General features: G+C 62.5%; 17 protein-coding genes. 4 read left to right on the top strand and 13 right to left on the bottom strand.

Annotated elements, in window-relative coordinates; genetic code table 11:
• Nucleotides 1–15: 15 nt before the first annotated feature.
• Genes SX1_RS06100 through SX1_RS06125 form a run of 6 tightly spaced genes read right to left on the bottom strand, consistent with a single transcriptional unit; the run spans nt 16 to nt 7,704 of the window.
• Nucleotides 16–507, bottom strand: coding sequence for a DUF3237 domain-containing protein (locus SX1_RS06100; protein ID WP_017181267.1), 492 nt, complete (start codon nt 505–507; stop codon nt 16–18).
• A 53-nt stretch (nt 508–560) separates the two neighbouring features.
• Nucleotides 561–1,442 carry a hypothetical protein gene (locus SX1_RS06105; RefSeq protein WP_017181266.1) on the bottom strand — a complete coding sequence of 294 codons (882 nt, stop codon included), beginning with the start codon at nt 1,440–1,442 and terminating at the stop codon, nt 561–563.
• A complete protein-coding gene (locus SX1_RS06110; RefSeq protein WP_017181265.1) occupies nt 1,442–2,413 on the bottom strand; it encodes a 2-hydroxyacid dehydrogenase in 972 nt (323 codons plus the stop codon). Before SX1_RS06110 ends, SX1_RS06105 begins: the two co-directional genes overlap by 1 nt.
• 9 nt (nt 2,414–2,422) lie before the next feature.
• A complete protein-coding gene (locus tag SX1_RS06115; protein WP_241763566.1) occupies nt 2,423–3,337 on the bottom strand; it encodes a TauD/TfdA dioxygenase family protein in 915 nt (304 codons plus the stop codon).
• A gap of 14 nt (nt 3,338–3,351) precedes the next feature.
• Nucleotides 3,352–4,764 carry an MFS transporter gene (locus tag SX1_RS06120; protein WP_017181263.1) on the bottom strand — a complete coding sequence of 471 codons (1,413 nt, stop codon included), beginning with the start codon at nt 4,762–4,764 and terminating at the stop codon, nt 3,352–3,354.
• 24 nt (nt 4,765–4,788) lie between these two features.
• The gene (locus tag SX1_RS06125) at nt 4,789–7,704 is read right to left on the bottom strand and encodes a TonB-dependent receptor domain-containing protein (RefSeq protein ID WP_017181262.1); all 2,916 of its coding nucleotides are present in this window, start codon (nt 7,702–7,704) and stop codon (nt 4,789–4,791) included.
• A gap of 187 nt (nt 7,705–7,891) precedes the next feature.
• Between SX1_RS06125 and SX1_RS06130 the strand changes: the two genes are divergently transcribed.
• Nucleotides 7,892–8,431, top strand: a complete 540-nt coding sequence (locus SX1_RS06130; RefSeq protein WP_017181261.1) for a MarR family winged helix-turn-helix transcriptional regulator — start codon at nt 7,892–7,894, stop codon at nt 8,429–8,431.
• A 25-nt stretch (nt 8,432–8,456) separates the two neighbouring features.
• Here the strand turns inward: SX1_RS06130 and SX1_RS06135 are convergent, their stop codons facing one another.
• Nucleotides 8,457–10,094 carry an FMN-binding glutamate synthase family protein gene (locus SX1_RS06135; protein ID WP_019052322.1) on the bottom strand — a complete coding sequence of 546 codons (1,638 nt, stop codon included), beginning with the start codon at nt 10,092–10,094 and terminating at the stop codon, nt 8,457–8,459.
• Nucleotides 10,091–11,800: a ubiquinone-dependent pyruvate dehydrogenase gene (locus SX1_RS06140; protein ID WP_017181259.1), complete on the bottom strand. Its 1,710-nt coding sequence runs from the start codon at nt 11,798–11,800 to the stop codon at nt 10,091–10,093. The genes SX1_RS06135 and SX1_RS06140 overlap by 4 nt, the downstream gene beginning before the upstream one ends.
• Before the next feature lie 146 nt (nt 11,801–11,946).
• Between SX1_RS06140 and SX1_RS06145 the strand changes: the two genes are divergently transcribed.
• Nucleotides 11,947–13,929: a BCCT family transporter gene (locus SX1_RS06145; protein WP_017181258.1), complete on the top strand. Its 1,983-nt coding sequence runs from the start codon at nt 11,947–11,949 to the stop codon at nt 13,927–13,929.
• Between the two features lie 13 nt (nt 13,930–13,942).
• Here the strand turns inward: SX1_RS06145 and SX1_RS06150 are convergent, their stop codons facing one another.
• The 5 genes from SX1_RS06150 to SX1_RS06170 form a co-directional block, all read right to left on the bottom strand.
• Nucleotides 13,943–14,740, bottom strand: a complete 798-nt coding sequence (locus tag SX1_RS06150) for an HvfC/BufC N-terminal domain-containing protein (RefSeq protein ID WP_017181257.1) — start codon at nt 14,738–14,740, stop codon at nt 13,943–13,945.
• Nucleotides 14,737–15,567, bottom strand: coding sequence for an MNIO family bufferin maturase (bufB, locus tag SX1_RS06155; protein ID WP_017181256.1), 831 nt, complete (start codon nt 15,565–15,567; stop codon nt 14,737–14,739). The genes SX1_RS06150 and bufB overlap by 4 nt, the downstream gene beginning before the upstream one ends.
• 59 nt (nt 15,568–15,626) lie before the next feature.
• Nucleotides 15,627–15,896, bottom strand: coding sequence for a BufA2 family periplasmic bufferin-type metallophore (bufA2, locus tag SX1_RS06160; RefSeq protein ID WP_017181255.1), 270 nt, complete (start codon nt 15,894–15,896; stop codon nt 15,627–15,629).
• A 111-nt stretch (nt 15,897–16,007) separates the two neighbouring features.
• Nucleotides 16,008–16,649, bottom strand: coding sequence for a DUF1109 domain-containing protein (locus SX1_RS06165; protein ID WP_017181254.1), 642 nt, complete (start codon nt 16,647–16,649; stop codon nt 16,008–16,010).
• A complete protein-coding gene (locus tag SX1_RS06170; RefSeq protein ID WP_017181253.1) occupies nt 16,646–17,185 on the bottom strand; it encodes a sigma-70 family RNA polymerase sigma factor in 540 nt (179 codons plus the stop codon). Before SX1_RS06170 ends, SX1_RS06165 begins: the two co-directional genes overlap by 4 nt.
• 210 nt (nt 17,186–17,395) lie before the next feature.
• Between SX1_RS06170 and SX1_RS06175 the strand changes: the two genes are divergently transcribed.
• Together SX1_RS06175 and SX1_RS06180 are read left to right on the top strand one after the other, a co-directional pair.
• Nucleotides 17,396–17,671, top strand: coding sequence for a BufA1 family periplasmic bufferin-type metallophore (locus SX1_RS06175; RefSeq protein ID WP_019052323.1), 276 nt, complete (start codon nt 17,396–17,398; stop codon nt 17,669–17,671).
• Between the two features lie 49 nt (nt 17,672–17,720).
• Nucleotides 17,721–18,164, top strand: a complete 444-nt coding sequence (locus SX1_RS06180) for a DoxX family protein (protein ID WP_017181251.1) — start codon at nt 17,721–17,723, stop codon at nt 18,162–18,164.
• The last annotated feature ends 65 nt before the right edge of the window (nt 18,165–18,229 follow it).

Raw genomic sequence — 18,229 nt, forward strand, 5'->3', positions numbered from 1 at the left:
CCTCGCGTCGACCGATCAGGTGACGCGCCAGACCCATAGCCGGATCGAGTCGGAGTAACGTGCGCCAGAGCAGATGAAGATGCTGCTGTTGAGCCATTCATAAGGGCCAACGGGTGCGATGAATTCGGGGACGGTGCGGAAATAATAACCCGACGGATCGACAGGCTCCCCGCCTGCCAGACGCGCCATGACATCGGCAGGCCCATGCCGCAGCCCCCTGTTGCGGATCTGGATGACCGCGCCATCATCGGTTTCGATCGCATAGGTCGCGTCCGCGACCGTGACGCCATCCGGCCGCAGAAGCTGCCAGTCGCTTCCACCGCCCAGGATATGGCCGCGAATGCCTGGCCCCTCGACCGTGCCGGACAGGATCGGTATGATCCGCCGCATGCCGTCCGGCGTCGGGCCAATCTGTATCGGATCGGCCAGTTGCGCGCTGGCCGCATAGAGGAATTCAAGGCCGGGCCGGATGGCATCGACAGGGATATTGTCAGGCGACATGGTCATCGGCTCCATCTACGGGCGATCCGGTTACAAGAGTGCAGTCTAGCATTTGCCAGTCATGGGCGGGCAAGGCGCTGGCAGGACATCACATTCTGTTGTGCATCGAGCTGAAACAATATGTCCGCGCGCGCCGGAAGGTCGGCGAACATATGGCGGGTCACACGCTCATAATGGCTCACGAAGCGGGCCACGGCGGCGTCATCCATGATAGCTGGCGCATCCGGCGCGGCCGCGCGAAGCTTATGTTCCTGAAGTAGCCGGTTGGCGAGAACATGATCGAACGAAGGCGGCTGCAACATCACCAGATGGTCGATCCGCGAAAACAGCTGCGCATAGGAAGTCTGCAGGGCCATGTTCACATGGCGTCGCCAGATGCCTTCGGCGTCCTCCTGCGCCTCCAGCGCGTTGAGCGGCTTGATCAGGCTGTCGGCATCCTGTGGCCGAGCGCCCACGCACCAGCCTTCGAACAGCAGAATGTCGACCTTGCCGGCATGGCGTGTCCAGTCGGCCCGCGGCAATCGGTCGTCCAGCGCCTTGCTGAACCGCGGGATCAGGGCTTCCCGCCCGGCGGCCATATCATCCAGCAACGCGATCCCCGCATCGACATCATGCGTCCCCGGCACCCCGCGCGTCCGGAAAAGGGGATGTATGTCCTGCGCGATCCGCTCGCGCGCCGCCAGGGGCAGGTAAAGATCATCGAGCGAAACCACCGCCGCCGATACCCCATGTTCAGGTAACAGCGACGCGCAGAGGAAGCGACAGAGCGTGGATTTTCCACTGCCCTGTGCCCCGTTGATCCCGACGATCAGGGTGCGCCCTGCCAAGCTGTGCCACTGCGCGATCTGCTGTGCGAGCGGCCGCCACCAGCGATCGACTATCGCCGCGTAAGAGGCGGGCAACTGTTCCGCCGCGATAAGATTATCAATGGACACAGGCATTACAGGCTATCGCGGGGCGTCCGGCCCTCCCGCCAGTCGTCCAGATTGGCAAGGGCGCGCATGCCCATCGCTTCGCGCGTTTCCCGCGTTGCGCTGCCCAGATGGGGGAGGAGGACGGTATTGGGCGCATCGCGCAGGCGTTGGGAGACATGGGGTTCGCCAGCAAAGACATCCAGCCCCGCGCCGCCGATCCGCCCTGCTTCCAGTGCGTCGATCAACGCGCCTTCGTCGACCACGTCACCCCGCGCGGTGTTGATCAATATGGCATGGGGGGCCATGTGCGCGAAAATGGCCGCATCGATGATGTTGCGGGTTTCCGCGCCGCCGGGGATATGCAGCGATACGACGTCGCTTTGCGCCACCAGATCGACCAGTGACGGCACGAAGCGCGCCCCAAGGCGCTGTTCATCTTCCTGCGCGCCCGGCCGCCGTGAAAAATAGACGATGTCCATGCCAAAGCCGAAACGGGCGCGCTCCGCCATCGCCTGCGCGATCCGGCCAAAGCCGACCAGCCCCAGCGTCTTGCCGCGCAAGCTGGTCCCAAGCAAATGGGTCGGCCGCCAGCCGGTCCATTGCTCGGCACGCAATTCCCGTTCGCCTTCGCCTGCGCGGCGCGTTGTCATCAGCATCAGCGTGATGGCGATGTCAGCGGTCGCGTCGGTCAGCACGCCGGGCGTATTGGTTACGACAATGCCCGCCGCCCGCGCCGCCGCGAGATCGATATGATCAACGCCTGCGCCGTAATTGGCGATGATCTGCACCCGTCGCCCCGCCACGCCCAATATGCTGGCATCCAGCGGATCGGTGATGGTGGGGCAGATCGCATCGAAGTCACGCATGGCCGCGGCCAGTTGCGCGCTCGTCAGTGCCACATCGCTATCGTTGAATGTCGCGTCATAGCGCTGCGCGATCAGCGCTTCGACCGGCTCGGGCCATTTGCGTGTCACCAATATCCGGGGCTTGTCGACCATCGTTTCGGATCAGTTCTTTGGTGCCGAGGCGGAGAAATAGGCCGTGAACGGATCATCGGCATGTTCGGGCGGTTCGCCTTCGCGCACGGTGGTACGCCGCATGTCGCGCCGCTCGTTATAAATGTCGAAATCGCCGCCCCGGTGCATGGTGGTCAGGTTGTCCCAGATCACGATGTCGCCCGGTTCGTAGGCGACGCCGAACACATATTGCGGCTGGGTGGCGAATTCGATCAGATATTTGATCAGCGCGCGGCCTTCCTCACGCGGCAGGCCCACGACATCCATCGCATGGCTGCCGATATAGATGGCGGTACGTCCAGTCGCTTCCTGATGCATGATCATGGGCTGGCGCGCTTTGGGTCGGCCGTCAATTTCTTCCTCCGTGATCGGAAAACCGGCGAGCAGTCGCGAATACCAGAGCGAATGGTCGGCTTCCAGCGTATCGATCTTCGCCCGGATGTCGGCCGGCAGATCCTCATAGGCCGATCGCATGTCCGCGAAATAGGTAAGGCCGCCTTCCTTGGGCACTTCATAGGCAAGGAGCAGCGAATAGGCCGACCGCAGTTCCATGAAAGAAGAATCGGTATGCCAGAGCCGATCGCCTTTCTTGTGCAGCACCATATTTTCATCGACCAGTATCTCGCCCGCCGGGGTGAGGTTGCTGGCGTCGAATATTTCCGGCGTGTTCGGGTGGCGGCGCGGCCGGTTCTTGACCGCAGGCGCGGTTTCCAGATGGCCGAAATGGCGACTGAAGGCGATGTGGGCGGCATTGTCGAACCCGGTCCCGCGAATGACGCATACGCCCCATTGGTTCATCGCGTCCTTGATGGCGGCGAAATCGGCGTCGCTCAACGGTTTGCCGACGTCGATGCCGGAGAGCTCCGCGCCAAAGCGCGCTGTTATGGGGGTCGCAGTCAGAGCCATGATCATAATTCCTGTTAGGCTTGGTCGGCTTTCGCCGGAAGGATGGTGTTTTCGGTGGGAACGGGATTGCGGGCGGCCCGGCGCTTGCCGACACGGGCGAGCAGGACGAGCGACACGGCAGAGAGCAGCGGTGTGGCCGCCAGCAGCACGAACAGCAGGCGCGGCTGCATGTTCATCGCCAGCAGATAACCGCCCAGCAGCGGCGCGAAGATCGAGCCGATCTTCGCCACCGACGTTGCCCATCCAGCGCCATTGGCGCGGATCGCGCTGGGATAGAAGATGCCAGCGATGGAATGCATGCCAAAATGCGTGCCGCTGATCATCGCCATGCTGAGCAGGGAGAAGGCGGCCAGCCCCTGTAGCGAAACGGGCGCCAGACCCATGACCAGCAGCAGCGGCGCCGCCAGCATGGGATAGAAGGCGATGGCGATCGGACCCAGGCGGTCAGTGAAGCGCATGAGCGCCAGCCCCGCGATCGAACCGCCGATCGAACTGACGGACATGATCATCGCCGCCTGGGTCCGGGTGAAGCCGACATCCTCAAAGATGATCGGTCCCCAGTTCGACTTGAAATAGACCGCCATCGAACTGCCGATATAGGCGAGCCACAGCAAGCTGGTGATCGGGCGCAGGTCGCCTTTGAACAGGGTCGTGATGCGGAAGCTTTGCCCGGTTGAGGCCACCGCTTCGTCGGTGACCGTGAAATGATCCTGCGGCCGCGCGCCAAGCCCCGGCGCCAGCGCGTTCAGCGACCTGGCGATCTTTTCGGGCGATCGTCCCTTCACCGCCAGATAGCGAGCGGATTCGGGGAGGAGGGCAAAGAGAATGGGCACGAGCAGCAGCGTCGCCACGCCCGACACCATGAATACCGATTGCCAGCCATAATCGGGCGCCAGCCAGACCGTCATCGGCCCGGCGACCACGCCGCCCAGCGTATAGCCCATCATGATGACGGTCACGACAGTCGCGCGATAGCGGCTGGGCACGAATTCGATGTTCAGCGCCCAGGCAAGCGGCATCAGCCCGCCCAGCGCCAGGCCATTAAGGAAACGGAGGATGAGGAGCATATGCATGTTTGGCGCAAGCGCCATGGCTATGCTGGTGGCGCCAAAGGCCACGACCGATGCGATGATGATCGGGCGCCGCCCATAACGGTCGCCCAGCCAGCCAAAGGCGATCCCGCCCAGCATCGCCCCGAACACGCCCGTCGCGAACAGTTCGCCCAGCGAAATCACGTCCGCACCAAATCCGTCGCGCAGATAGGGCGCGACGAAAGAGATGACGAGCATGTCGAAGCCATCGAGGAAGGTGACCGCCCAGGATAGCGCCACCAGCCGGATGATGAACGCATTGATCCGCTGACGTTCGATCACATCTGTCAGATGGATGACGACAGGGGGTGACGGATCGGTTGCGTTCATGCTCATATCGGCTCCTGTCGATCCCGCGCCTTATGAACCGAAGTGGAAGCGCGCGCCGACCTTGAACGCACGACCGACCGGATCGAACAGAATCTGGTTGGTGCCGCCCGACGGGCCGGGCATTGCGGGCGGATCACGATCCAGCAGATTGTTGACCGTCGCAAACAGCTGGAAGGTCCGGCCATTGCCGGTATCGACATTCACGCGGGCCGTCATGTCAAGGTAGAAGCGGCTGGGGACATTGTTGTTGTCGACGCTGTTGGGCGCGGTAACGGCATAGCCATCCTGATCCGGCCCGACGAAATTGGTCCAGTAGATTCCCGACGGAATGTAGCGGCCATGGCCGGTCAACTGGAACTTGCCAACGGTCCAGGTGAGGACGCCGTCCAGCACATAGTCGGGCACGCCCGGTATCGTCCCGGTGCGAACGCCGGTCTGGCCCGCGCGGTCCACCGCGCCCAGGGCATCGACGGTGGTCAATTCTTTGGTGATGTTCGCGATCAGTTGCGCATTCAGTTCGCCCCACGATCCGATCGGCTGACGATATTGGAATTCGATGTCATAGCCGCTGGTCTTGAGCGCATTGGAATTGAGGATGACGTCGCGAACCTGAAGAATCTGGTTGTTGGCGTCGCGCGTTATCTGGCTGCAGAAATTGGTGGCCCCTTGCGCGCAGCGGTTGACCAGCGTCTGCGCGCCCAGCGCGCCGATCGCATCGGCCACCTTGATATTATAATAATCGACCGACAGACGCAGCCGCTGGAACGGGCCGCTGCGCGGCGCGATCACGAAACCGCCGGTCCAGCTGTCCGCCTTTTCAACGGAAAGATTGGGATTGGAGCCGGTTATGACGAAGGGATTGGTCTGCAATCCCCCGTTCAGCGGGTCGGACAGGCCGATCGAGCGGAGCGTCTGCGGCCCGAACAGTTCAAAGATGTTGGGCGCGCGGATGTCGCGTGACCGCGTGCCGCGCAACCTGACGCCTTCTACCGGTTCATAGACCAGGCCAGCCTTCCAGGTCGTGACCGATCCTGTCGTGCTGTAATGGGTGCGGCGGGCCGCGCCATTGAGATCGAGCGCATAGCCAAAGGCTGAATCGCGCAACAGCGGCACGGCGACCTCGCCAAATACCTCCTTCACGGTCACGCCGCCCGACAGGGCCGACCCGTTGAGCGAATAGAAGCCGTTTGCCGCCGAAATGGGGTCGGCGGTGCCATCGACCGTATCCCGGCGATATTCCGCGCCGACCGCCACCGTAACAGGCCCGGCAGGCAGGTCGAACAATTCGCCGCGCAGGTCGATGCCTGCGACATGCTGTTCATTGACGGTATGTTGCAGGCCGTTGCCGGTGATGTAGCCCACCGACGCCTGGCTATATTGCCCTTCGCCAAAGGGGTTGAAGGGGACGCAGGAGGCATCGTCATTACTGGCGATCGCATCGGCATTGACGCGGCAGACGGTCTGGCCGCCAGACTGTACCGCATCCACCGCCTTCAGCAGATTGGCCTGATTGACGAGGTTGGTCGCACGCTGGGTGAAGTTGGTGCGGCCATATTGGTAGAAGCCGTTGACCGTCCACCTGTCGCTCAGTCGCCCCTCTACGCCTAGAACGCCGCGATAGGTTTCCGTGGTCGATGTTGCACGGCCAGGGCCAAGGTCGAACGCGGCCTTGCCCAGGATGAAGGAAGCCACGCCATTGGCGTCCATCGCCGACGCGACGGTGGCGGGAATGAATGGATTGTCGCGCTTGATGCGGCCCAGCAACGTGCCATTGAAGTCACGGAAGATCGCGCCGTCGACCGTGCCCTTGACGCGGCCATAGGATATGTCGGCGGTGAGCGTCACATCATCGGTCAGTTCCGCCGTCAGCGCGCCATAGCTGGAAACCCGCTCCAGCGGCACTTTAAGCCGCAGGGCCGAAATGAAGCCGTTACGCCCCTGTCCTTCGCCGCCAAGCATGAAGAGCGGGCCGACCAGCGTGCCATATTGGAATTGACCCGGCGTGCCGTCGGGAAGGAACTTCGTGCCGCGCAGCGGGTCGGTAGCCGTCGTGCCGATCGCCTGACCAGCTGCATTATAGGATCGGTTGATCAGGCCGCCCGGCGTCATCGTCGATGTATTGACCCCGGCGATGATGAGGTTGGCGGGCAGGCCACCGGCGCCCGGCGTGTTACCGAGGATCAGGGTCTGGCTGTTGCACCAGCTACGGCTTGTACAGGTGCCCAATCCTTCCAGCTTTTCATATTCCACTGCGCCGATGATATGGACGCGATCGCTCAGGCGCATGCCGCCCGACAGGCTGGCGAACAGATTGCCGTCATCGCCCCGCTGGGACATGCCGGCGGCAAATTCGCCGTCCAGCCCTTCCTTCTTGCGGTCAAGGATGAAGTTCACGACGCCTGCGACGGCATCCGAACCATAAGCGGCCGAAGCGCCGCCAGTCACGACATCGACAGTGCGCAACAGGGACGATGGAATGAGGTTGGTGTCGACCGAACCCTGCACGGTGCTGGGGACGAAGCGCTTGCCATCGACCAGGACAAGCGTGCGTTGCGGATCAAGTCCTCGCAGATCGAGCAACCGGGCGCCGATATTGCCGCCCAGATTGGCCTGGGCCGCAGGACCGCTCGATGCGCGGAAACTGGGCAGCTGGTTCAGCGCTTCGCCGACATTGGTGATGCCCAGCGCATCCAGACGTTCCGCCCCGATCGAGGTGACGGGCGTCGGCGCGTTGAAGCTGGACCCAAGGCGCGTCCCCGTCACGACGATGTCGGTTGTGGGGAGATCGGCGGGGACCACGTCGTCCGATTGCCGGGTGGCGGGCGGCGAGGCCGTCACGGCATCCTGTGCGGCTGCGCCGATCGGCAATGCCGCCATCAGTGCCCCGGCAATGGCCCGGCCGCTCACATTTGCACGCATGTGCTGGGTGCTCAATCGCATCATCATTTCCCTCTCCTGGCCTTCTGCTGCGGCCTCTGGAGCAATGTATGTATCACGGTACATATATTGTCAACGGCTTCATCCATTGGCCAGATCGGCAGGAAAACGCGCATTTTGCAGTTGCTTAAGAGCGCCGCTAAGAACGACTGAGGGGGATAAAATTCAGCGCACCCCGCATTGCGATGGGAATGATATGGCTACCGACGACTCCAATCCGGTCGACCCGTTCGACAGCAACACGCCGCAATATCGCGCCTATTTTCCCGAAGGATCGCGGGACGATGTCGAATTTCGGCTCACGCGCATGCTCTCGCTCGCGGCGCGGCGTTGGGGAACGCATGTCGAAAGCCGGATGCTGGCGGCGACCGGTCAGTCCAGGCCCAGATGGCAGACCCTTTTCGTCCTGAGTGTTGCGCCGCCGCCTGTTACCACATCGCTGCTCTCGGCCCGTCTGGCGATCCAATGGCCGCCGCTGATCCGGACGTTGAACGCCTTGGAAGCCGACGGTCTGATCCGCCGGACGGAAAATCCCACCGACAAGCGATCACGCCATATCGAGATAACGCCCGCCGGTATCGAGGTCGTCGAACAGGTGCAGCCGATCCTGTCCGAGATCCGGTCGGCGGTATTTGCCAAACTGAGCGAACAGGACATGGAACTGGCGACGCGCGTGCTGGGGATGATCATTGCGGGCGTGGGTGAGGCTCAGGACATGGACGATGACCCCGTGTAACGGGGATGGCTTGTCCCTGTGGCGATTACGCCCGTCTTGCAAAGCTGGCCGGATCGGCCGCGTTCCACCAGTTCGCAAGCCGCGGATCGCGTGCGCCGTCCAGCAATTCTCCCGGTTGCACGAACGGATAGATTTCGTCGATCGATCGCATCTCCGCCGCGTTGATCCGCTGGCGCAGACCATCGGGGGTGAATTCGTCCGGTGAATTGAGGCCAGCGGCCACGACAATGTCGTGGAGCGCGTCGAGCGTCGCCCTCTGGAAGCGGGCGACCCGCTCTGCCTTTTCCGGCACCACCAGCGCACGCTGACGCGCGGGCGATTGGGTGGCTACCCCTGTCGGGCATGTATCGGTGTGGCAGCGCATGGACTGCACGCAGCCAAGCGAGAACATGAAGGACCGGGCCGCATTGCACCAGTCAGCGCCCAGCGCCGCATTCATCGCGATCGCCGCGCCGGAATTAACCTTGCCCGATGCGGCAAGGCGCACCTTGTCCTTGAGGTTCGTGCCCACAAGCGCGTTGCGCGCCAATATCAACCCTTCGCGCAACGGCATGCCGACCCGATCGGACAATTCGGTCGGCGCAGCGCCCGTACCGCCTTCCGCGCCATCAATGACGATGAAGTCGACCAGTATCTCCGTCTCGATCATCGCTTTTACCACGGCGAACAATTCATGCGGATAGCCCACGCATAATTTGATGCCGACCGGCTTCCCGCCGGAAAGATCGCGCATCTGCGCGGCGAAGGCGAGCAGTTCGCGCGGCGTCGAAAAGGCAGTGTGAAAAGGTGGCGACAGGCAGTCCTCGCCTTCTGGAATATCGCGAATCCTGGCGATCTCCGCCGTCACCTTCGGGCCTGGCAGCAAACCGCCATGGCCGGGCTTTGCACCCTGGCTCAACTTGATTTCCGTCATGACCACTGCGTCATTGGTGGCCTTGTCGCGAAAATGAGCCGGATCGAAATTGCCGCTGGCATTGCGGCAGCCAAAATAGCCAGACCCCAATTCCCAGACTATGTCGCCGCCATGTTTGAGATGATAGGGCGACAGTCCGCCCTCGCCCGTGTCATGATAGAATCCGCCAATCCTGGCACCCAGGTTCAGCGCTTCGATCGCATTGCTGCCCAATGCCCCGAAACTCATCGCCGAAATATTGAGCCGTGCGGCGCTGTAGGGTCGACTGCACTGGTCCGTTCCAACAGAGACGCGTGTATATTTCTCGGCATGGCGCGATGGCGCTATCGAATGGGCCAGCCACTCATATTCCTCGGAATAGACGTCCAGTTCGGTACCAAAGGGATGGGTCGACACATCACCCTTGGCGCGCGCATAGACGAGCGCGCGCTCGTCATGACTGAACGGGCGTCCATCCAGATCGCTCTCCACGATGTAGGATCGCAGGAAGGGCCGCAGCCATTCAAAGAACCAGCGGAACCGCGCCGAAACGGGATAGTTGCGGCGAAGGGAATGGTGCGTCTGCAATAGGTCGATCAGCGCCACGACCAGCAGCGGCACGAACAGCAGCAGCAGCCAAAAGGCGCGGGGATGGCGCAAGCCTATCAGCGTCACGGCGATCGTGCCGACCAGACCCGCCAGCAGCAGGGCGTTGCGGGACAGGGCGTGGTCGCGGAACAGGGAGTCCGCCAGGGCAGGGCGCCTGTTCATGACAGCAGGTTCCGCACGATGCCCACGACATCGCGCCCGCGTCCGTTCAGTACCGCCTTGGCCGAATAGAGCGCCATGCCGGCCACCTGCCCCGGCTTCACATTGGGCGGCATCACCAGTTCAAACCGATCGGTCACGACATCGAGCAGTGCCGGGCCCGGCTCGGCAAGCCAGGCTTGCACCATCGATTCAAGGTCTTGCGCCTTTTCGACCCGCCATCCGCGAAAACCGATGGCTTCGGCCACCCGCGCAAAGTCGGGATTGACCAGTTCCGTATAGCTGTCGAGCAGCCCCTCGACCTTCTGTTCAATCTCCACGAAGTCGAGCGCGCCATTATTGTAGACAACCACCTTGATCGGCAGCTTTTCCTGAATGGCGGTCAGCAGGTCACCCATCAGCATGGCGATCCCGCCATCGCCCGACAGGGAAATGACCTGCCGGTCCGGGAAGGCCGCCTTGGCCCCCAGCGCCTGAGGCATGGCATTCGCCATCGTGCCGTGGCTGAGACTGACGACCGTGCGGTTTTGCCCGGTCGAGGCGATATGGCGCAGGCACCACACCATCGGCGATCCGCCATCCGCCGTGAATATCGCATCGGCGTCCGCATGACGGGAGATCATTTCCGTCAGATATTGCGGATGGATCGCGCCGCCCTTGCCTTCCGTCGCGTGCTTTGCCTGCGCCGCCACCGCCTTGCGATGATGATCCAGGCATTCATTCACAAAGCTGTCATCCTCGCGCGGCGTGATGCGCGGCAGCAAGGCTTCAAGCGTCGGGCCAATATCGCCAACCACCCCGATATCGACGGGATGGCGGCGTCCCAGATGCGTGCCGTCAAGATCGACCTGCAGGATGGTTGCCTTGTCCGGGTAGAATTGCCGCCATGCAAAATCGCAACCAAGGAGCAGCAGCACGTCGCATGACATCAAGGCGTGATAGCCCGACTCGCTGCCAAAAATGCCGGTCATGCCTACGTCGAACTGATTGTCGGCTTCCAGAAAATCCTTGGCGCGCGATGTGCGAGCGACCGGCGCGCGCAACCGGCTGGCCAGCGCTACTACCGCATCATGCGCCATCTCGCATCCTGACCCGCCATAGATCGCCACGCGCTTGCCGGCATTGATTGCGCTTGCCAGCCGGTCAAGCTCCGCGTCGGAAGGCAGCACGACCGGCGCGGCGCGGTGCACGGCGAAATGCGGCTCGTCAGGCGCTTTGGCGCTCGACACGTCGGCAGGCACGATCAGCACCGCCACTCCGCGCTTCGCCAGGGCGGCTTGCGCCGCCATCGCGGTCATGCGCCGCGCCTGGGCAGGCGTGCGGATTTCCTCGCAAAAGACGCTGCACGATGCATAGACCGATTTGAAATCGACCTCTTGCGGGAAGTCAAAGCCAAGCTCGTCGCGGACGATCTGGCTGGCGATCAGTATCACGGGCGCGCGATTGCGGTGCGATTCGAACAGGCCGTTGATGAAATGCAGGCTGCCGGGACCACAGGACCCCGCACAGGCAGCAAGTTCGCCGGTCAGCATGGCGTCGGCGCCCGCCGCAAAGCCTGCCGCTTCCTCATGCCGGACATGCACCCAGCGTATGTCGCTGGTCCTGATCGCATCGGTGATGTGATTGAGCGTGTCTCCGGGAACGCCATAGCAGCGGCGTACGCCGGCAGATTGCAGCGTTTCTATGATCACCTGTGCGACTGTCGTCATGCGCCTGTCCTTTGAAGCGTACTCGTCTGAGCCAGGAAACGCACAAGGGGCGCAAGTGGGATCATTGCGCACGCGAAAATATCGCGCAGAAACAAATCAGGCGTAGAGTCGTTCCTGAGGATTGGCTGAAAGGCAGGGGGTAGAGAATGTTGGACGAGCAAGAGGCCGCGACCGGCGCGCAGCCTGCGCCCCGGATGCAGGTGAATGCGCCGGTATTCTATATCTCGGCGGTGCTGATCGTCGCCTTCGCCGCGTTCGGCGCGCTGTTCCCCGATCGTGCGGGGGACATGTTCAACTCTGTGCAGAGCTTCATCGTGCGCGATTTCGGCTGGTTCTACATCGCCTCTGTCGCCGGCTTTCTCATCTTCGCGCTCTACCTGATGCTCAGCCGCTATGGCGACATCAAGCTGGGGCCCGACGACAGCGAACCGGAATATAGCTATCTTTCATGGTTTGCGATGCTGTTCAGCGCAGGCATGGGGATCGGCCTGATCTTCTTTGGCGTGGCCGAACCGGTGCAGCATTATGCACTGCCCCCGGTGGGCGAAGGCAAAACCGTGGAGTCCGCCAGGCAGGCCATGGTCCTGACTTTCTTTCACTGGGGCCTTCACGCCTGGGCGATCTACATCGTTGTTGGGCTGGCCCTGGCCTATTTCTCGTTCCGCCGCGGACTGCCCCTGACCATCCGTTCGGCGCTGTTTCCCCTGATCGGACGGCATATTTACGGGCCGGTCGGCCACGCCATCGACATATTTGCCGTCTTGGGCACGATGTTCGGGGTGGCGACGTCGCTGGGCCTTGGCGTGCTACAGGTCAACGCAGGTTTTAGCCATTTGTTCGGCATCCCCACCAACAGCAGCGTCCAGCTCATACTCATCGCCGCGATCACCGGCATGGCCACGCTGTCGGTCGTGGCCGGGCTCGACAAGGGCGTCAAGCGCTTGTCGGAACTCAACATCGTGCTGGCCATCGCGCTGCTGCTCTTCGTGCTCTTCGCCGGATCGACCGTATTCCTTCTACAGGCCTATGTGCAGAATATCGGCGCCTATCTGGGCGCGGTGGTCCAGCGCACGTTCCGCATGTACGCCTATGAGCCGAACCCGTGGATCGGCAGTTGGACGATGTTCTACTGGGGTTGGTGGATCGCTTGGTCGCCCTTTGTCGGCATGTTCATCGCCCGCATCTCGCGCGGGCGCTCCATCCGCGAATTCGTGACCGGCGTGCTGCTCGTGCCGGTGCTCTTCACCTTTCTGTGGATGACCGTATTCGGCAATACAGCCATCTCGCTCGACATGAGCGGCGTCGCGCCCATTGCCCGGACCGTGGTCAACAACCTTCCCGTCGCGCTGTTCGAAGTGCTGGAGCAACTGCCGCTTTCGACGCTGGCGTCGGGTATCGCGACCTTGCTGGTCATCACCTTCTTCGTAACGTCGGCTGATTCAGGGGCCCTGGTGATCGACATGATCACGTCTGGCGGGGCGGAAAATACGCCCGTCTGGCAGCGCGTATTCTGGGCGGTCTGCGCCGGTACGGTGGCGGCGGTGCTGCTGCTGGCGGGCGGGCTGCGCGCTTTGCAGACCGCCGCCATCGCCAGTGCCTTGCCCTTTGCCGTTGTCATGATCTTCATCTGCTATGGCCTCTTAAGGGCGCTGCAAACCGAGTCCGACACGGACGCGCTCGACCTTTCCGGCGCGCAAGACAGCGAAGATGAAACGCTGGGCTGGCAACGTCGCCTCGCCAATATCGTCCATTTCTACAAGGAAGCGGAAGTCCGCGCCTTCATAGACGATGTTGCGTCCCCTGCGCTGGATGCCGTGGCTGCGGAAATGAGCGCGGCGGGCTTTGCGCCTGACATATCGCGCGGGCCGGACCATGTGACGCTCGCCGTAAACCATGGCGACCGCGGTGCCTTCAGATACAGCGTGAAGCTACGCGGCTTTCGCACGCCAAGCTTTGCCTGGGCCGAAACACGCAAGGCGCAGCAAGGCGACAAGCTGCACTATCGCGCGATGGCGCAAAGCCCCCAAGGCGATCAGCCCCGTGATGTGACCGGCTATACGCGCGAACAACTGATCCACGAAATTGTGGGCCGCTATGCCAGCTTTCGCCACATACGCCGCATGGCTTGATCGCGTGGCCCCGTCAGCATGGCCCCTCCAGCCGGGGATTGCCGGAACCGACGGGCTTGTCCTGCGCGGTGATCGCAGCAATCAGGCCGTCGGCCAGCCATTGCCCCAGCCACTGGCCGACAAGCGCTATGCCGCGATCTTCGCCTAGCTGGACCGTCACCTTTCGACATGCCGCACCGAAGGGCAGGCCGCCACGCAGGTCAAGCAACGTCTGCAACTCCATAGCGTCGATGGTCCTGACGCGACATTGTTCGTCCTGACGCCATAACAGCGCCGTTTCAGGCGTCCCCAGATATTGGGACGCTGGCGGCTCTTCCCCGGCAACCAAAGCGGACCAGATGGCAAAGGCATTCGTCTTGAGGTCAACAAGGTCGATTGCCCTCTGGAACGTCAATAAGGCGTATTCCCAGTCAAGGTCGTGCAGATGATCCAGCGCGACCGCCGGGCCGTCCGCCGAGATGAACAATTCTTCCAGCCCCAGTTCCAGGCAGGCGATTTCCGCGATTTCCGGATCGTGCGGTTGGAGCCTTGCCAGCGTCACGGGGAAATCATGCGCATAGGCGTCGAGCGTCCAGCTGCTTGGCGGCACATCGTCGATATGATGCGCGGCGGCATGCAGAAACCTCTCCTCGCCAATCCAGGCACGGGTTCGCGCAAAGCTGCTTTCAAGGCAGGTGACGAGCTGGGACCGGTAATTATTCTGATAGACGGCAAAGCCCGCCTCGCAGGACGATTGGATACGCGCAGCGGCAGCCATATCGGCGCGCACGAGCCAGTCGCGCATGTCGCGCTGAAGTGCGAGAAGGCTCATGCCGCTGCCCTCACTGCGCCAGCGGCGATCGTCCGCGCGGTGCCCAGTTCCGCGAGCAGCTCCCCCAAAGGCGGTATGTCATCGTCCCGCTCGATCATCGTCGCCACGGGGCCAAGGCGTGGCAGGATATGGGCGTAAAGGTCCCATACCGACGGGGGGACAGGCCGATCATGCGTGTCGATCAGCAGATGTTCGCCCTGGCTATGGCCGGCAAGATGGACCTGACGCACATGATCATGCGGGACACCATCCAGATAGGCGATCGGATCGAAGCCGTGATTGCTGGCGCTGACAAAGACGTTGTTGACGTCCAGCAGCAGGCCACAGCCCGTTCGTGCGCACACCCTGTTCAGAAATTCCCACTCAGTCATGTCGCCCGACGCGAAATCGAGATAGGATGACGGGTTTTCGATCAACATGGCGCGGCCCAGCGCATCCTGCGCCCGATGAATGTTCGCGCAGACAATATCGAGCGCTTCCATCGTATAGGGCAGGGGCAGGAGGTCGTGGGAATTGAACCCCTCGATCCGCGACCAGCTCAGATGATCAGACACGAACAGCGGTTCGATCTCGTCGACGAGTGCGCGCAGGCGGTTAAGATATAAGCCGTCGATGCCGTCGGCGGAACCGATCGACATCGACACGCCGTGCAGCGCGACCGGATAGCGGGCGCGAATGTCGCGCAATATCCGCCGGGGCCGACCACCATCGACCATGAAATTTTCGGAGATCACCTCCAGAAAATCAACGGCGACATCGCGGTCGAAAAAGTCGGCATAGTGCGGCGTGCGCAGGCCAAGGCCGAAGCCGGAGAAGGACGGGATCATCAGGACGCTCCCTGCTGCAAGGGAACCCGGCGCTGACGGGAGCGCCGGGCTTTCGAATGTTATTGGGGTTCGGTCAGGCTGCCGCCAGCAGCCTTGCATGCCTTGACGGTCATGGCCTTGAAGCCGTGGCCCTTGCAGACATTCTGCCCCTTGCATTCGTTGCTGGCCGTCTTGCAATCGGACGTGCCCTTGCAGCTGTTGATGCCGTAGCAATGCACGACCTTCGTATCGGCGCTATCCTTCGCGATGGCCGGGGCAGCGGCGGCAGCCACGATCGCGATGGAGGCAGCGGAAGCGGCGATGCCAAGGCCAGTGTTGAGAGTGAGCATGAGGGATTCTCCAAAAAAGCAGGTTGCGCCACGATGGCTCCTGTCTTTCGGTCCCGCCGGTCGACTGGTTACAGCAGCGAACGAAAATTCCTGCTGGAACGCTGTGTCGCCTCACCAGCGCAGCAGCCTTGGCCCCACCAGCATGCCGAGCAGGGTCGCCAACACGATGCCGAGCGAATACCAGGTCAGAACGAAGATGGCCGACACTTCGGGGCAGTGCAGGCAATAGACGGTCGCCGCAAATGCGCCGGCAGAAAGGCCCGCCGCCGCCCCGGCCGCCCTGAGCCGCGTAGGGGCGAGCCTGCGGAAGGACCAGAGCAATCCCGCAAAGATCGGCGCGGACAGCGACAGGACCATCCATGGACAGCTTTTCCAGCTCTCGCCCAGCCACATCGCCAGCCATTGGGACGACGGAGTCCGCGCCAGTTCGAGAAAGCCTATGCCCGCCAGCAGGACGACCGGGATCACGAGCAGCCACAGGCCACGCAGCCGACCGCTATCGGGCCGGGCGAGTTGCGCGGTTGTCATCAATGCGGCGACCGCCAGGGAAAAGGTATAGCCCCATTTCATCCAGAAGGATGTGCCCTGCATCGCCGTGCCCAGATCCGGCCGCATCCCAAGCGCGATCAGGATCAATATGGCCGATCCTGTTCCTCCGGCGGCCATGCCGATGGCCAGCCTTCGCGCGACGCTATTGCGACCGACCGGGCGCGTTTCCTTGGCCAGATGCCTGACCAGATCGTCCGTGTTCATCGCAGCGCTCCTTGTACCCGACCCATCAGCGCCTTCAGTCCGCGATGTACCGAAACCTTTACGTCCGATTCCCCTATACCCTCCGCGCTTGCCGCCTCGGCGACGCTCAGTCCCTCGATCCGCGTGGCGCGGATCGCCCGCGCCTGCTTGTCAGGCAGCCCTTGCAACAGGTCGTCCACATCCAGCCGGGCGATGCTGCTCGCCTCGAAATCCGCAGCGGTGAGCCATTCATCGTAATCCTCGATCGGCCGCAGACGGCCGACGCGGCGCAGGTGGTCGATCATTTTGTATCGCGCGACCGCGTACAGCCAGGCGGTGAATGGGCGCTCTCGGTCGTAGGTGGCGCGGCGGGTATGAACGGCAATAAGGGTTTCCTGCACCATATCCTCGACATCGTCGTCAGCGCCGCGAAGCCGACGCCGATAGAAGCCCCGCAGCAGCGGAACAAGCAGGCGCAGCAATGCTTCATGGGCCTTGGCGTCGCCATTCAGCCCATCGATCATCAACGCACGCAGATGCTCCTCTGTGGTCTGCATTCTGTCTCCTCATTCGCATGTTCGGAGGAAGTCGTGGCCAGGTTACAGCTTTGCGCGAAAAATTTTCGCGCGAAATGTCTGTAACCGGATTTGCGCCTGTCACGAACTTGCCGACGTGACACGGGCTTTCCCCAGCCTCCTCCCCGGTCACCGCGCGGTCCGGCCTGTCCGGACCGCGTGAAGAGGCCCAGGATCAAAGAGGACATCATGATGCGTACCACCCATGCCGCGCTCGCTGCGAGCATCGCCATCGCTTCGGCAGCCGCGCTCGCCATGCCTGCCCATGCCCAGGAAAAGCCGAAGATGGAAAAATGCTACGGCGTCTCGCTCGCCGGCAAGAACGACTGTGCTGCGGGCCCCGGCACCAGCTGCGCGGGCACGTCCAAGGTCAACTATCAGGGCAACGCCTGGAAGCTGGTCAAGGCAGGCACCTGCACATCGATCAAGACGCCCAAGGGTAACGGATCGCTGACGCCCAAGGCCTGACCGAAGCGGCCGGGGCGTGCCTTCGTCCCGGCCCTGCTGGAGATGATCGATGCTTGTGCCAATCCATGATCGTTGCACTCGGCGCATCGCCGCGATGTTGCCGGATGCATTGCTGCTATTCGTCGCCCGTATGGCCATCGCGTCCATATTCTTCCTGTCCGGACGCACGAAGGTAGAGGGTATCCTGACCATCACGGACGGCACATATGAGCTGTTTCGTACCGAATATGCGCTGCCGCTGGTGCCGCCGGACATCGCCGCGACCATGGCCACCGGGGCGGAACATCTTTTCTCTATCCTGCTCGTGCTGGGGCTGGGTACGCGTTTTTCAGCGCTGGCTCTCCTTACGATGACGTTGGTCATCCAAATTTTCGTCTATCCCGACGCCTGGCCGACGCATCTTAGCTGGATTGCCATCCTGCTGCCCCTCATCGCGCGCGGCGGAGGCGCCTGGTCAGCCGATGCGCTGCTGCGCCGAAGGTCGGATCGCTGAGTTGAGGCCGAACAAATGCCGGCAGGATCGAATGATCCGCCGGCATTTTTTCATATTATAACCGT

This window comes from Sphingobium xenophagum NBRC 107872, assembly GCF_000367345.1.
Lineage (GTDB): Bacteria > Pseudomonadota > Alphaproteobacteria > Sphingomonadales > Sphingomonadaceae > Sphingobium > Sphingobium xenophagum.

Coding starts and splice junctions, on each gene's coding strand:
- SX1_RS06100 (WP_017181267.1), bottom strand. CDS start 507: ATGACCATGTCGCCTGACAATATCCCTGTCGATGCCATCCGGCCCGGC.
- SX1_RS06105 (WP_017181266.1), bottom strand. CDS start 1,442: ATGCCTGTGTCCATTGATAATCTTATCGCGGCGGAACAGTTGCCCGCC.
- SX1_RS06110 (WP_017181265.1), bottom strand. CDS start 2,413: ATGGTCGACAAGCCCCGGATATTGGTGACACGCAAATGGCCCGAGCCG.
- SX1_RS06115 (WP_241763566.1), bottom strand. CDS start 3,337: ATGGCTCTGACTGCGACCCCCATAACAGCGCGCTTTGGCGCGGAGCTC.
- SX1_RS06120 (WP_017181263.1), bottom strand. CDS start 4,764: ATGAGCATGAACGCAACCGATCCGTCACCCCCTGTCGTCATCCATCTG.
- SX1_RS06125 (WP_017181262.1), bottom strand. CDS start 7,704: ATGATGATGCGATTGAGCACCCAGCACATGCGTGCAAATGTGAGCGGC.
- SX1_RS06130 (WP_017181261.1), top strand. CDS start 7,892: ATGGCTACCGACGACTCCAATCCGGTCGACCCGTTCGACAGCAACACG.
- SX1_RS06135 (WP_019052322.1), bottom strand. CDS start 10,094: ATGAACAGGCGCCCTGCCCTGGCGGACTCCCTGTTCCGCGACCACGCC.
- SX1_RS06140 (WP_017181259.1), bottom strand. CDS start 11,800: ATGACGACAGTCGCACAGGTGATCATAGAAACGCTGCAATCTGCCGGC.
- SX1_RS06145 (WP_017181258.1), top strand. CDS start 11,947: ATGTTGGACGAGCAAGAGGCCGCGACCGGCGCGCAGCCTGCGCCCCGG.
- SX1_RS06150 (WP_017181257.1), bottom strand. CDS start 14,740: ATGAGCCTTCTCGCACTTCAGCGCGACATGCGCGACTGGCTCGTGCGC.
- bufB (WP_017181256.1), bottom strand. CDS start 15,567: ATGATCCCGTCCTTCTCCGGCTTCGGCCTTGGCCTGCGCACGCCGCAC.
- bufA2 (WP_017181255.1), bottom strand. CDS start 15,896: ATGCTCACTCTCAACACTGGCCTTGGCATCGCCGCTTCCGCTGCCTCC.
- SX1_RS06165 (WP_017181254.1), bottom strand. CDS start 16,649: ATGAACACGGACGATCTGGTCAGGCATCTGGCCAAGGAAACGCGCCCG.
- SX1_RS06170 (WP_017181253.1), bottom strand. CDS start 17,185: ATGCAGACCACAGAGGAGCATCTGCGTGCGTTGATGATCGATGGGCTG.
- SX1_RS06175 (WP_019052323.1), top strand. CDS start 17,396: ATGCGTACCACCCATGCCGCGCTCGCTGCGAGCATCGCCATCGCTTCG.
- SX1_RS06180 (WP_017181251.1), top strand. CDS start 17,721: ATGCTTGTGCCAATCCATGATCGTTGCACTCGGCGCATCGCCGCGATG.